The organism is Nocardia sp. NPDC055321, from assembly GCF_053645575.1.
The window spans coordinates 1-13,161 of the sequence record NZ_JBSHMS010000041.1; the positions used below are offsets into that span (position 1 = coordinate 1).

Consider the following 13,161-nt stretch of genomic DNA (forward strand, 5'->3'; position numbering starts at 1 on the left):
GGAGAAATTGGGGCCCTGCTGTGTCGAGAGGGGGACTTGAACCCCCACGTCCCTAAGGACACTAGCACCTCAAGCTAGCGCGTCTGCCATTCCGCCACCCCGACCGGTGGTGCTCGACTACAGTAGCCGAGCTGTCGCCCGGATGAGAAATCGGCTGGTCAGAGGCTACTTGTTCATGAAAATGCCTGCGATGTCAGCGTTTTTGATGGGGGTCTCGCTGTTGGCCTGGACCTGGCACAGGGCCTGCACGGTGCTCATCGTGAAATCGACTGAGGTGCCGGTGGGTTCGTTGTCGTTGCCGGTCTGCTGCTTGATGAACTTGGTGACGGTGATCCGCTGGGAGTCCGGCTGCTGGGACAGGTACTCGCTGCACTTGGTGTCCCCGCCCTGATTGAGCGCGCGCTCGACTTCGGTACAGCCGGACAGCATCGTCACGGCGAAGAGGGCGGCGGCCGCGCCGGCCGTCCATCGCAGGGTCTTCATGGTCGATCCTCTTTTCGAATACCGCTGGTCGCGCGCGGCGGATTCGGACCGCCGCGATCGCCGATCAGCGTAGAGCGGCGCGATCGATCGGCAATCCGGACTCGACCCTGAGATTTGTCCGATTCGATGTGATTTGCGTCACACACGTGCGCATGTTTCGGGGGGTACGTAGGGCATGGTGGTGGGATGCCCACTCCCGCCACGGACATCATTCGGGTGCTCGGCGCCCGCGAGCACAACCTGCGCAACATCTCGGTCGAGATCCCCAAGAACAAGATCACCGTATTCACCGGCGTCTCCGGCTCCGGCAAGTCCTCCATCGTGTTCGACACCATCGCCGTGGAATCCCAGCGCCAGCTGTACGCCACCTTCCCGGCCTTCATCCTGAACTTCCTGCCGCGCTACGAACGACCGCACGCCGAGGCCATCGAGAACCTCACCGCGCCGGTCATCATCGATCAGAAGGCCGTCGGCGGCGGTCCGCGCTCCACGGTCGGCACCATGACCGACATCTACGCGCTCATCCGAGCCCTGTTCGCGCGCTTCGGCGCGCCCTCGACCGGGCTCGTCTACGACTACTCCTTCAACACCCCGCAGGGCATGTGCACCGAATGCGACGGGCTCGGCATGAGCGTCACCGTCGACCCGGACAAGCTCGTCGATCGCAGCAAATCGCTGAACGAGGGCGCGATCCTGCTGACAGGTTACGCGGTGGGCAGCGGGGATTGGCAGCTCTACGGCAACTCCGGGCGCTTCGACCTGGACAAGAAGCTCGCCGACTACACCGACGACGAATGGCACGACCTGCTGCACGGCACCGGCGGCAAGGTGGAACTGACCTTCAACAAGGGCACGTGGAAGGCGAATTACGAAGGGCTGGCGGACAAGTTCACGCGCTCGCGGGTCAAGCGCGACACCTCCGGACTGTCGGAGAAGACCCGCGAGCAGATCCAGAAGTACCTCACCGAGGGCGTGTGCCCGGCGTGTAACGGCGCGCGGCTCAACGAGAAAGCGCTCGCCACGAAGATCAACGGCCGCAACATCGCCGAGTGGACGCGCCTGCAGATCACCGATCTGCTCGAGGTGCTCGGCGAGGTCACCGATCCCGCGGCGCAGGGGCTGATCGACGCCACCCGCGTCGCGCTGGGCCGGGTCGCCGACATCGGCCTGGGCTACCTGAGCCTGGATCGCCCGACCGCGACCCTGTCCGGCGGCGAGGGCCAGCGCCTGAAGATGATCAAGCACCTGGGCAGCACGCTGGTGGGGATGACCTACATCTTCGACGAACCCAGCGTGGGCCTGCATCCGCGCGACGTGGGGCGGCTCAACCACATGCTCGAAGCGCTGCGGGACAAGGGCAACACCGTGCTGGTCGTCGAACACGACCCCGATGTCATCCAGATCGCGGACCACATCGTCGACGTCGGGCCGCGCGCGGGCGCGCACGGCGGCGAGATCATGTTCACCGGCAGCTTCGAGGACCTGCGCCGGGCGGAGACCCTCACCGGGCAGGCACTGCGCCGGGCGTTCGCGGTCAAGGAGATCTTCCGGGCCGCGACGGGGGAACTGCTCGTGGAGAACGCGACCTCGCACAACCTCAAGAACGTGTCCGCGCGGATTCCGACCGGCATCCTGACCGCCGTCACCGGCGTGGCCGGATCGGGCAAGAGCAGCCTGATCCGCGCCGAGTTCATGAAGCGCTATCCCGATTCGGTGTTCGTCGATCAGTCCGCGATCGCGGCGTCCTCGCGCTCCACGCCCGCGACCTACCTCGGGCTCATGGACCCCATCCGCAAGCTGTTCGCCAAGGCCACCGGCGAGCCCGCGAGCCTGTTCAGCTTCAACTCCGACGGCGCGTGCAAGGAGTGCGAGGGGCGCGGGGTCATCATCACCGAGGTCGCCTACATGGACCCGGTGACCACGCACTGCGAATCCTGTGACGGGCGGCGCTTTTCCGACCGGGTGCTCGCACTCACCCTGCGCGGCAAGTCGATTGCCGACGTACTGGAGATGTCGGCCGAGACCGCCGTCGAGTTCTTCCCGGAGAAGGCGCTGAATGCCAAGTTGCGCACCATGATCGAGGTCGGGCTCGACTATCTGAGCCTGGGGCAGGCCATGAGCACGCTGTCCGGCGGCGAGCGTCAGCGCATCAAACTGGCCACGCAGCTGCAGAACAGCGGCAGCGTGTACGTGCTGGACGAACCGACCACCGGCCTGCACATGTCCGATGTGGACACCCTGCTGCGACTGATGGACGGACTGGTCGAGCGCGGCAACACCGTGATCGTCATCGAGCACAATCTCGACGTGGTCGCGCACGCGGACTGGGTGATCGATCTCGGGCCGGACGGGGGCAAGAACGGCGGCGAGATCGTGTTCACGGGTACGCCCGCCGAGCTGCTGCGGGACCCGGATTCGCTGACCGGGCAGTACCTGCGGCTGTACAAGGACGGGTCGGCGGTTCGGGGCGCGTGAGGTGACGGTGCGCGGTGGCACAGGGTGCACGCTGTGCCGCCGCGCACCGGGGATCGCCCGGTCGGGCCGCCGTCGAGGATGAGCCGACACGGTCGTGACCGCCCGCCCGCCGAGTTCGGCGCGGGCGGTCACGCACGGTCTAGATCCACCCGGGACGTGCCGCGCTGTTCGGCACGTGCCGGTTCCCGCGGCTCAGTGCGAGTGTTCGGTCGCCAGCGCGGCACGCCAGATTCTGGCCTCGGCGAGGTTGCCGCGACGTTCGAGCACCTCGGCGAGACCGGCCACCGCGCGGGTGTCGCCGTGGTCGGCGGCGGTCCGCCACCAGCGTTCGGCCTCGGCGAGATCGCCCTGCCGCAGCAGCACCACCGCCAGGTCGTAGGCCGCGCCCGCGTGGCCGGAATCGGCTGCCTGCCGCCACAATTCGTGGGCCTGGTGGACTTCGCCGCGGCCGTGCATAGCCACGCCGAGGTCGTAGAGCGCGCGTCCGTAGCGGCCGGCGTCGGCGGGCGGAATCGGGTCGGGCGGGGTCGGCGCGGTGCGCAGTTCCACGACCAGTTCGGTGAAGTCCGCGGGGCCGACGCCGGTGCTGCAGTGCAGGACCGCGCAGGTGGGCTCGCGGGTGACGAGCATGCCGTAATTGCCGGTCCAGGAGATGATCTCGCCGAACTCGTCCACCCACACCGGGGTCAGGGCGATGCTCGCCGCGGCGGAGGCCGGGCAGATCCGCAGATCGATGCCCTCGGCCATGGCATCGGTCCACACGTCAACCCCCCGCAACTGTCTGCCGTTCAGGAGTACGTGACCGTCCTCGACGCCGAGCCCGATGCCCAGCCCGTGCACCCCGCGCCGGGGCCCGGCGGCGCGCAGCGTGAGGGTGATCGTGGTGGGGGAGACGCCGAGCGCGACCGTGTGGACCGGGTAGACGCTGGCTCCGTTCCAGGTCAGGGGCTCGGCGCCGGCGTATAGGGCCGCCAGCGGTAGGTCCGGTGCGAGGTCGAATCGGTCGGTCACGGTCGAGGAGGCATACGAGAGCGACGTGTTCACTTGCCCCGCCTTTCACCGGTGCTCGGGTGAGTTTCGGGCCCACCGTAGTACTGATTCGCCCCGATGAACCCCGTATTTGCCAGGTGTCTTCGACACACACCGGCTGGACGCTTGACCTGGGATGTTGGACAGTTTTCAGCAGGTCGCTCGACGTGTTGCACCGAAACACGCGGTGTGTCGTACCTGCGACAGCGCAAGCGTCATGTTTACTCGACGCCGACGTACCAGCGAACGAGTGAAAGGTAAGGACATATGGCTCTGCCCACAATGACCCCCGAACAACGCTCCGAGGCGCTGGCCAAAGCCGCCGCGGTTCGCAAGGCCCGCTCGGAATTGATCGCGCAGGTCAAAAAGGGATCGGTCAGTCTGGCGGAGGTGCTCAAGCGCGCAGACAAGGAAGACCTGGTCAAGAAGACGAAGGTGGCGGCCGTGATCAAGGCGCTCCCGGGAATCGGCCCCGTCAAGGCCGCGAAGCTGATGGATGAGGCGGAAATCCCCGCCGACCGCCGTATCGGTGGTCTGGGCTCTCGCCAGCGCGCCGCGCTGCTGGAGGCGTTGACCAACTGAGTTGATGGGGGTCGCCGACCGGGCTCGATCCGAGCCCGGCGGCAACCGCCCACACCACCGCGGACCACCCGAAATAGGCCGATTTTGTTTCGGACGGTCCCATCCGATAATCTTGCGGAGCACACCGGTCGGGGTGGCGGAATGGCAGACGCGCTAGCTTGAGGTGCTAGTGTCCTTAGGGACGTGGGGGTTCAAGTCCCCCTCTCGACACAGATACTCGCCGGATTCTTTGCAGGACAAAGAATCCGGCGAGTTTTTTGTTTCCGGGGTGCTCGCGACTTACGTCGCGACGGACAGGAATTTCATCGGTCCCTTGTCCGCGAACTTGTCACTGACATTGCCCGCGATACCGCCCTGCACGGCCAGATCGCCGATGAGATCCAGTTTCGTCTGCGGGCTGCCCGCACTGAAGTCCAGGTCCGCGAGATCGACCCAGACCACGTTGGGGCGGGTCGTGGACTCGTAGACGTACCGGCGGTTGGTCAGATCCAGCACCACCTGCCAGAGGGTCTGCGAGGCGTCGGGTTTGCCCGGGTCCGGGATGCGGAAGGGCTGTGCGGCGTTGCGCATCACCGAGAACATCGCGGCGATCGCCGCGACCTGGTTCTCCGGGTGCGGTAGGCGGCCGGAGTAGTAGGAGGCGCGGGCGAACCGGTCGGCGGGCAGCGTCGACCCGGGCAGTGGATCGCCGCCACCGAGTCCCTCGAACCGCTTCACCAGCTCGAGCTGCTGGTCGAAGGTCGGTGAGTTCGTCATCACCCGGTAGTCCGGGGAGTGATAAACCTTCGGCTGCCCGTCGATGTATTCGATGATCGCCGAGTCACCGGTGGCGTCGTCCAGGGCCAGGTGCAGGCCGGGGCGCACACCGCCGGTGGGGTCGTCCATCTGCACGACCTGCACGTCGGTGTCGGCGATCCAGGCGACGGCCTCGGCGACGGTGGCGAAGTTGTCCAGGAAGTACTGCAACCAGACGGCTTGGCTGAGCTGGGTGCGCGCGGGGTCGGGGTCGCCGTAGGTGGATTCGGCCAGCCACAGGATGTGACCGGCCAGCCCGCGCTCGTTCATGCCGTCGACGGTGGTCATGTCGAAGGCCGCGGCGATGACACTGCCGTATTCCGAGGTCCAGGTGAGCGATCCGGACACCCCGTCGTCGCGCTCGACCCCACGCGGGTGCTTCCACAGGTTGGTCATCAGATCACGCGCGAAGTCCATGTTCCGGCCCACCAGGACCGCCCCGCCCGCGTCGGGCCACAGCACTCGGGTACACATACGACAGGTCCGCCTTCCCACCTCGATGTTGGGGGCCGTTCTCGTCCTGTCGAACAGATTAGTGCTGGTCAGCAGCTATTCGCGGGTAGGCCCAGTGGGGCCGGTGGTTCGCGGGCCGGGTCGCGTCCGTCCCAGCGGTCGCGGTGCGGGTGCGCCTGTCGGCGGCGGCTCCCCACTCGAGCTCGGACAGTAGAGATTTCGCGATCACCCGGGCGCTACTACCTCGAATCGTTTGGCACCGAGGGGCTTTCGGGCCCACGAGGTGCGCGAAGGCCCGCGGCATCCTGCCGCGGGCCTTCGTGTGTGGATCGGTCCGGTGCTGCGAGGGCAGCGGCCGGGTCAGTGCTTCTTCTTGCCGAAGGGCTGGAACTGGACCACCAGGACCACGATCGTGCCGACGACGAAGCCGATGATCGCCGAGACGGTCGTGTTGGCGAGCCAAGCCAGGACGCCGCCGACGCCGCCTACCGCGTCGCGGATCGCTTCCTCGGCGTCGTGGACCCAGCCGTAGGGGGTGTGCCAGCCGAGGGTGTCGGTGCCGGTCAGCAGGATGTGGCCGCCGACCCAGAGCATCGCGACGGTGCCGACGGTCGACAGGACCGACAGGAGTTTGGGCATCGCCGAGACCAGGCCGCGGCCGACGGTCTGGGCGAACGACGAGGAACGCTGGGCCAGGGCCAGGCCGGCGTCGTCCATCTTCACGATGATGCCGACCACGCCGTAGACCGCGGCGGTGATGACCAGGGCGACCGCGATCAGGATGATCAGGCGCGGAACGAAGGGCTGGTCGGCGACCTCGTTGAGGGCGATGACCATGATCTCGGCGGAGAGGATGAAGTCGGTGCGGATCGCGCCGGCGGTCATCGCCTTCTCGTCGGCGGGGCCCTTGTCCGCGGCCGCGTGATCGTCGTGGTGCAGGAATCGGCCGAGGACCTTCTCCGCGCCCTCGAAGCACAGGTAGGTCGCGCCGATCATCAGGATCGGGGTCAGCGCCCAGGGTGCGAACTGACTCAGGATCAGTGCCGCGGGCAGGATGAACAGCAGCTTGTTGCGCAGCGAGCCCAGGGCGATCCGCTTGATCATCGGAATCTCGCGGTCGGCGGTGATGCCGTGCACGTATTGCGGTGTCACCGCGGTGTCGTCGATCACGACGCCCGCGGCCTTGGCGGTCGCCTTACCGGTCGCCGCGCCGATGTCGTCGATGGACGCTGCCGCGAGTCGGGCCAGAGCCGCAACATCGTCGAGAAGTCCGAACAGGCCTGCACTCATGAAAGGGAAGGTTACCGGCTGGTCCGGGCCCGGTCGGCGTGCCGGTCGATCGGGTCGCGCCCGCGCGGGACCGTGATCTCGCGCGCGGGCGATGCGCGTGTCTGCCCGGCCCCGAAGTACCGGGGGATTCACGCTCGCGCCGCCCGGCCGGGCGTGTTCGCGCGATAGGTGACCGAGATCCTGATTGCCGGGTTTGTTTCGGGTTACATGCCAGACTGTGGGCGTGAAAGACGACGTGACCGAAACCGAGAAGGACGAGCGGCCCGACCGCGGCACCGTCATCGGGCGTGGGGTGCTGTGGCTGGCGAAGTGGTCGCTGGCGATCGTGGCCATCGCCGCGGGCGCGTGGGTGCTCGGATTCCTGATCGACAAGTTCTGGGTGGCGCTGCTGCCGGTGGCGCTGGCGATCGTGGTGTCCACCGTGCTGTGGCCGCCGACCCGCTGGCTGACCGAGCACGGCTTGAAACCCGCGCTGGCCGCGTCGATCACCGTGCTCGGGTTCATCGCCATTCTGTCCGGGGTCATCGGATTGATCGTGCCGTCGGTGGTGGATCAGTCCCCGGAACTGGCCGACCGCGCGACCGAGGGCGTCAACCGGGTGCGCGACTGGTTGCAGGGACCGCCGCTGAATGTGGGCGAGGAGCAACTCAATTCGGGTGTCTCGGCGATCGTGGACAAGTTGCAGTCCAGCGCCGAGCGCATCGCGGGCGGGGTGTTCACCGGGGTCAGCACCGCCACCTCGGCGATCGTGACGCTGTTCCTGGTGCTGGTGCTGACGTTCTTCTTCGTCAAGGACGGGCCCCGGCTGCTGCCGTGGCTGCACTCGATCATCGGCAGCAAGGGCGGCACGCACATCGAGGAAGTGCTCAGCCGGGTGTGGGTCACCCTGGGCGGATTCATCCGCACGCAGGCGCTGGTGAGTTTGATCGACGCGGTGCTGATCGGCGGCGGTCTGCTGATCCTGCACGTGCCGCTGGCCGCGGTGCTGACCGTGCTGACGTTCCTGGGCGGATTCGTGCCGATCGTGGGCGCGTTCGTCGCCGGTGCGCTCGCGGTGCTGGTGGCCCTGGTCGCCAACGGCGTGACGACCGCGTTGATCGTGCTGGCGATCATCGTGGTGGTGCAGCAGCTGGAAGGCAATGTGCTGCAGCCGGTTCTGCAGAGCCGCAGCATGCAGTTGCACGCGGTGGTGGTGCTGCTGGCGGTGACCGTCGGCGGCTCGCTGTACGGGATCGTCGGGGCGTTCCTGGCGGTACCGGTGGTGGCGGTGGTCGCGGTGATCATGCGGTACGTGGGCGAGCAGATCGATCTGCTGACCGAGCCGGTGCCCGAACCCGTTGTGGAAGCGGCGGATTCGGGCGACGCCAAGGCTTGACGGGCTCGCCTGTCCGATCTCGGAGGCCCTCGAACATGGTGTTCGGGGGCCTTCGCCGTTATTTGTCGACGGGGATCAGGCGGCCGTCGAGGGTGCGCAGGTGGATGCGGGGTTGTTCGCGGGTGGGGGTGCGGACCAGGGCGAAGGCCAGGCCCGAGGGGGTGACCGAGGTCGTGTGGGTGTCGATGCTCGAGTCCAGGGTGAGGGTCGCGGCGTCGGCGGCGGCGGTGCCCAGGACCGCGAACCAGCTGGTGGCCGCGGGCGCGCCGCCACCGTTGGTGGGGGTGAAGCGTTTTCGGCTCATCCGCAGCAGCGGGCGGTGTTCGAGGGTGCGGATGCCGCGGGCGGGCGCGGGGCGGCGCGGGGTGCCGGTGATCATGGCGGGGGCCACCCAGCCCGCGGCGCGGTGTTCGACGATGACCACGACGCGAAAGTCCCTGCTCTCCAGCAGGATCGCCACGGCGGCGTCACCGCGTTCGACCAGGGCGAGGGGGTGGAATTCGTCGTCGAGAGTGGCGAGCACGCCCAGGGCGGCGGCGACGGCGGGGTGTGACGGTACCGAATCCATTGGGGCTGTCCCCTTCTCGCAGAGATGGCCGCAAAGATGAATTCTAGGTACCGGGCGGTGTGCGTGCCACCGGTACGGCGAGAGTGAAACCGGAACGCAGTACGGCGGATCGGCTAGGGGTGGGTGGCGGATTCGCCGGCGAGGGCGGTGGCGAACTCGGTGGCGGCCAGGTTCAGCAGGGACTCGGCGAGATCGCGGGCGGCGGGGGCGTCGGCGTCCAGGACCGCCTCGGCCAGGGCGCGGTACAGGTCGGCGCGGCCCACCTCGGCCGCCATCAGGACCGCGAGGGCGGCCAGGGCGGGCTCGTAGACCGCGCGCAGATCGTTGTAGAGCAGGCGGAAGACCAGGGAGTCCGCGGCGTCGACCAGCAGGTCCCAGAAGTTCAGGGCGTGCAGCTGGCGGGCGATCGGATCCTGGGTCGCGGCAAGGGCTTCCACGATCTCGGTCAGGGGTGCGGCGAGGTCGGCGCCGGCGCGTTCGGCGGCCAGGCCCGCGGCTTCGCGGCCGATGAGGCGGCGGGTCTCCAGGATCGAGCGCATGACCGCGGGATCGAGTTGTCCCTTGCGCAGCAGCAGGCGCGGGAGCATGTCCATGCCGGCGTGGCGGCGGTAGTCGCGGACCGTGGTCGAACCGCCCTGGCGGACCTCCACCAATCCGGTGTGCGCCAGGCGCTGCAGGGCCTCGCGCACGGTCGGGCGGGAGACGCCGAGGGTCTCGGCGAGCTGGCGTTCGGCGGGCAGGGCCGAGCCGGGTGGCAATTCGCCGTCGAGGACCTCGTCCACGAGCTGTTCGAAGACGGTATCGGGCACCGTCCGGCGGTCGATCCGCTTGATTGCCATGATCGGAACGCTAGGGGCGGGTCAGCAAGAGGTCAAGCGGCCAGACCAGTGCGTCGGGGTTGGCCGGTTCTTCGGGGGGAGTTCACCGGGTGTTCGTCGCCGGGGTGCCGCCGGTCACCCGGGGCCCTGCACGATCAGCCGGGTGCGCATCGTTCAGTTGGCCAACTTCTACGGTCCGCGCTCCGGGGGACTTCGCACCGCACTGCATCATCTGGGCGCGGGATACGTCGCGGCGGGGCACGAGGTGGTGCTGATCGTGCCGGGGGCGCGGCGCTCGGAGGAGATCCTGGACTCCGGCGTCCTGCGCGTCACGGTGCCCGCGCCGCGCATCCCGGGCACCGGCGGATATCGGGCGGCGGATCCGCGACGGGTGGCCGATGTGCTGCGCGGGATGCGACCCGAGGCCCTGGAGGTGTCGGATCGCTTGACGCTCAGGGGTTTCGGCCGCTGGGCCCGGCGGCGTGACGTGGCCGGGGTGATGATCTCGCACGAGCGCCTCGACCGGCTGCTGAGTCAGGCGCTGCCGGGCCCGGCCGCGCGCGCCGCGGCGGACCTGGCCAATCGGCGCACCGCCCGCGAGTACGACATCGTCATCTGCACGACCGAGTTCGCGCGCCAGGAGTTCGAGCGGATCGACGCGCCGAACGTGTCGCTGGTGCCGCTGGGGGTGGATCTGGACATGTTCAGCCCGCACCGCCACGACCACCGGTTGCGCGCGGACCTGGGCGCGGAGCGGTATCCGCTGCTGGTGCATTGCGGGCGGCTCTCGGTGGAGAAGCGGGTCGATCGCAGTATCGAAACCGTTGCGGCCCTGCGCCGTGAGGGCGTACCGGCGCGGTTGGTGGTGGCCGGGGACGGGCCGCGCCGCGAGGCGCTCGAGCGCCGGGCGCGCACGGTGCCCGCGCTGGCGGACGGGCGGCCCGCGGTGCGGTTCACCGGTTTCATCAACGACCGCACCGCGCTGGCGACCCTGCTCGCAAGCGCCGATGTCTCCCTGGCCCCGGGCCCGCACGAGACCTTCGGTCTGGCCGCGCTCGAGGCCCTGGCCGCGGGCACCCCGGTGGTGGCGAGTCGCTCCTCGGCCCTGGCCGACATCGTGACCGCCGACTGCGGCGCGGTCGCCGCCGACCACCCCGCCGCCTTCGCCCACGCGGTGACCGGCGTCCTGGCCCTGCCCCCGACCCAGCGCCGCCACGCCGCCCGCACCCGCGCCGAACAGTTCACCTGGCCCGCCGCGGTCGCGGGGATGCTGGAGCTGCTGGCCTCGGCCTGACCCCGCGCGCCCGCGATCGTCGCGACCACGTGCCGCCGATTCGCCTCCGGTTCGCCTGGTGCACAGCAACTTCCGCTCGCTTGCCTCCACACACTCGCGGGCGCACGAGTCCGCCGCCGGTTAGCCGATAGCCACCCGGCTGCGAGGCGGTCGTGCGCGATGCCAATTCCAGCCGGGAGGGTGATCGCACTCGCGATCCGCCCACTCACGCCAGCGGTTCAACCGGCCGGATCCCGGTGAGACGGGGCCGGTTGATGCCCCTCGCGGGTGGGCGATTGCCGTGCCGGCTGAAGGCAAGGACTCACCGCACTGTTGACGCGCGGAGGCAGATCGCTATATTGGTCTGACCACTTGGCCACTTGGCCACGGTTCGATGTCGACAGGAGATGGCGATGACGCCCCTCGAGCAGATGCGGGGTGCTACGGGCACCGAGGGCACCGCAGCCGCCGGTGACACCTCGGGTACCGGAGACACCCCGGGCAGTGACGTCGTGTCCGTCGCTGCCGAAGGCGCCGACACCGACGCTCGGGCCGTGGCGTTGCTCGAGCGGGCGCGGGCCGCGCAGGGCGCGTGGGGGGCGCTCGAGGTCGGGGAGCGGGTGCGGGTCCTGGCGGGGCTGCCGGGGATTCTGCTGGGCAATATCGACCGGATCGCGGGGGCGATCGTGGCGGAGAACGGCAAGCCGCGGGCCGAAGCGCTTGCGCACGAGGTGGTTCCGGCCATCGCGCTCGCGCGGCACCATCTCGATCACGCGGTGGCCACCCTGGGGCCCGGGCGGATCGGGTCGGCGACCGCGCCCTATCGCAGCGCCGTGCGCACGCACCGGCCGTACGGGACCGTCGTGGCCATCGCGCCGTGGAACCTGCCGTTCCTGATCCCCTTCAGCCAGGTGCTGCCCGCGCTCATCGCGGGAAACGCGGTGGTGCTCAAGCCGTCCGAGCTCACGCCGCGGATGGGGGAGCTGCTGGTGGAGTTGATCGCCTCCTGCGGGCTGCCCGCCGATCTGCTGCAGTGCGCCACCGGCGACGGCGCGCTCGGGGCCGCGCTGGTGCGGGCCCGCCCGGACAAGGTGCTGTTCACCGGGTCGGTGGCCACGGGGCAGCGGGTCATGGCGGCCGCGGCCCGGTTCCCGATTCCGGTGGGTCTCGAGCTGGGCGGTGTCGACGCGGCCGTCGTGCTGGCCGACGCGGACCTGGAGTTCACAACCTCGGCGGTGGCGTGGGGCGCGACTTTCAATGGGGGACAGGCCTGTTGCTCGATCGAACGGGTGCTGGTGCACGCGGATCTGTTCGAGGCGTTCCGGGTCCGGCTCGAGGACAAACTGCGACGCGTGGACACCCGCGCCGATCTCGCGCCCGCCATCGACGACCGCCAGCGCGAGATCTGGCGGCAGCACGTGCGGGCCGCGCGCGAGTGCGGGCTGGACGTGCGCGGCGGCGCGGACCTGCCCGGCCGCAAGATCACCCCGGCGCTGGTCAGCGGCCCCGGGGTCACCGGCGCCGCGGTGTGGTCGCAGGAGACGTTCGGGCCGGTGGTCGCGCTGGCCCCGTTCGAGACCGACGAGCAGGCCGTGGCCCTGCACAACGACACCGACTACGGGCTGACCGCGAGCGTGTTCTCCGCCGACGTGGACCGGGCGAGCGCCCTGGCGGGGCGCTTGAACGCCGGGTCGGTGGCGATCAACGACGTTGCCGCGACCATGTATTCGACGCCGGAGTATCCGTGGGGCGGTGTCGCGCGCTCGGGCTTCGGTCGGTCGCACGGCACCGACGCGCTGCTGGACGCGGCCTGGGTGCAGGTCATCGACGCCCCGCGCGGTCCGGCCTTCGGTCCCAAACGCCCCTGGTGGTACCCCTACGCCCCCGACCTAGAGGACGCGATGCGCGCGCTGGCCGGCGCGATCGCCGAACCCCGGCTCGGCTCGCGCCTGCGCGGGTACGGCCGCGCCGGCCACCACCTGCTCACCCTGCTCGGCCGCACCCCCACTCTCTGAGGATC

The 13,161-nt window shown here is 69.3% G+C and carries 11 protein-coding genes and 2 tRNA genes; 6 read left to right on the forward strand and 7 right to left on the reverse strand.

All coding sequences use genetic code 11. The annotated features are described in order from the left end of the window. Positions 1–21: 21 nt before the first annotated feature. Together ACWIGI_RS38340 and ACWIGI_RS38345 are read right to left on the reverse strand one after the other, a co-directional pair. Positions 22–104: transfer RNA gene (locus tag ACWIGI_RS38340), tRNA-Leu, on the reverse strand. Between the two features lie 61 nt (positions 105–165). After that, positions 166–483 carry a hypothetical protein gene (locus ACWIGI_RS38345; RefSeq protein ID WP_454208525.1) on the reverse strand — a complete coding sequence of 106 codons (318 nt, stop codon included), beginning with the start codon at positions 481–483 and terminating at the stop codon, positions 166–168. Positions 484–669: 186 nt separating this feature from the next. Between ACWIGI_RS38345 and ACWIGI_RS38350 the strand changes: the two genes are divergently transcribed. Next, positions 670–2,958 (forward strand): ATP-binding cassette domain-containing protein, encoded by a 2,289-nt coding sequence (locus ACWIGI_RS38350; protein ID WP_454208526.1) that lies wholly within the window; start codon positions 670–672, stop codon positions 2,956–2,958. A 192-nt stretch (positions 2,959–3,150) separates the two neighbouring features. Here ACWIGI_RS38350 and ACWIGI_RS38355 read toward each other — a convergent pair whose 3' ends face one another. Beyond that, the gene (locus tag ACWIGI_RS38355) at positions 3,151–4,002 is read right to left on the reverse strand and encodes a tetratricopeptide repeat protein (protein ID WP_454208527.1); all 852 of its coding nucleotides are present in this window, start codon (positions 4,000–4,002) and stop codon (positions 3,151–3,153) included. Between the two features lie 252 nt (positions 4,003–4,254). Here ACWIGI_RS38355 and mihF point away from each other — a divergent pair, with 252 nt between their 5' ends. After that, positions 4,255–4,569 (forward strand): integration host factor, actinobacterial type, encoded by a 315-nt coding sequence (mihF, locus tag ACWIGI_RS38360; RefSeq protein ID WP_354990665.1) that lies wholly within the window; start codon positions 4,255–4,257, stop codon positions 4,567–4,569. Between the two features lie 127 nt (positions 4,570–4,696). Next, a tRNA-Leu gene (locus ACWIGI_RS38365) sits at positions 4,697–4,779 on the forward strand. Between the two features lie 69 nt (positions 4,780–4,848). Here the strand turns inward: ACWIGI_RS38365 and ACWIGI_RS38370 are convergent. Continuing rightward, positions 4,849–5,838, reverse strand: coding sequence for a linear amide C-N hydrolase (locus ACWIGI_RS38370; protein ID WP_454208528.1), 990 nt, complete (start codon positions 5,836–5,838; stop codon positions 4,849–4,851). A 339-nt stretch (positions 5,839–6,177) separates the two neighbouring features. Continuing rightward, positions 6,178–7,107, reverse strand: coding sequence for a DUF808 domain-containing protein (locus ACWIGI_RS38375; RefSeq protein ID WP_454208529.1), 930 nt, complete (start codon positions 7,105–7,107; stop codon positions 6,178–6,180). A gap of 217 nt (positions 7,108–7,324) precedes the next feature. Here ACWIGI_RS38375 and ACWIGI_RS38380 point away from each other — a divergent pair, with 217 nt between their 5' ends. Further along, positions 7,325–8,482 carry an AI-2E family transporter gene (locus tag ACWIGI_RS38380; protein WP_454208530.1) on the forward strand — a complete coding sequence of 386 codons (1,158 nt, stop codon included), beginning with the start codon at positions 7,325–7,327 and terminating at the stop codon, positions 8,480–8,482. A gap of 58 nt (positions 8,483–8,540) precedes the next feature. On the opposite strand, the gene ACWIGI_RS38385 is transcribed toward ACWIGI_RS38380, so the two are convergent. Both ACWIGI_RS38385 and ACWIGI_RS38390 read right to left on the reverse strand, forming a co-directional pair. Further along, positions 8,541–9,050, reverse strand: coding sequence for a hypothetical protein (locus ACWIGI_RS38385; RefSeq protein ID WP_454208531.1), 510 nt, complete (start codon positions 9,048–9,050; stop codon positions 8,541–8,543). 113 nt (positions 9,051–9,163) lie between these two features. Then, entirely contained in the window at positions 9,164–9,889 is a 726-nt protein-coding gene (locus ACWIGI_RS38390; RefSeq protein ID WP_454208532.1) for a FadR/GntR family transcriptional regulator, read from the reverse strand. 142 nt (positions 9,890–10,031) lie between these two features. Between ACWIGI_RS38390 and ACWIGI_RS38395 the strand changes: the two genes are divergently transcribed. Continuing rightward, positions 10,032–11,162 carry a glycosyltransferase gene (locus tag ACWIGI_RS38395; RefSeq protein ID WP_454208533.1) on the forward strand — a complete coding sequence of 377 codons (1,131 nt, stop codon included), beginning with the start codon at positions 10,032–10,034 and terminating at the stop codon, positions 11,160–11,162. A gap of 392 nt (positions 11,163–11,554) precedes the next feature. Then, positions 11,555–13,156 (forward strand): aldehyde dehydrogenase family protein, encoded by a 1,602-nt coding sequence (locus tag ACWIGI_RS38400; protein ID WP_454208534.1) that lies wholly within the window; start codon positions 11,555–11,557, stop codon positions 13,154–13,156. Positions 13,157–13,161: the final 5 nt, after the last annotated feature.

What these genes read in the sequence shown, in the direction of transcription:
- ACWIGI_RS38345 (WP_454208525.1), bottom strand. Translation starts at nt 483, where the DNA reads ATGAAGACCCTGCGATGGACGGCCGGCGCGGCCGCCGCCCTCTTCGCC.
- ACWIGI_RS38350 (WP_454208526.1), top strand. Translation starts at nt 670, where the DNA reads ATGCCCACTCCCGCCACGGACATCATTCGGGTGCTCGGCGCCCGCGAG.
- mihF (WP_354990665.1), top strand. Translation starts at nt 4,255, where the DNA reads ATGGCTCTGCCCACAATGACCCCCGAACAACGCTCCGAGGCGCTGGCC.
- ACWIGI_RS38370 (WP_454208528.1), bottom strand. Translation starts at nt 5,838, where the DNA reads ATGTGTACCCGAGTGCTGTGGCCCGACGCGGGCGGGGCGGTCCTGGTG.
- ACWIGI_RS38375 (WP_454208529.1), bottom strand. Translation starts at nt 7,107, where the DNA reads ATGAGTGCAGGCCTGTTCGGACTTCTCGACGATGTTGCGGCTCTGGCC.
- ACWIGI_RS38385 (WP_454208531.1), bottom strand. Translation starts at nt 9,050, where the DNA reads ATGGATTCGGTACCGTCACACCCCGCCGTCGCCGCCGCCCTGGGCGTG.
- ACWIGI_RS38390 (WP_454208532.1), bottom strand. Translation starts at nt 9,889, where the DNA reads ATGGCAATCAAGCGGATCGACCGCCGGACGGTGCCCGATACCGTCTTC.
- ACWIGI_RS38400 (WP_454208534.1), top strand. Translation starts at nt 11,555, where the DNA reads ATGACGCCCCTCGAGCAGATGCGGGGTGCTACGGGCACCGAGGGCACC.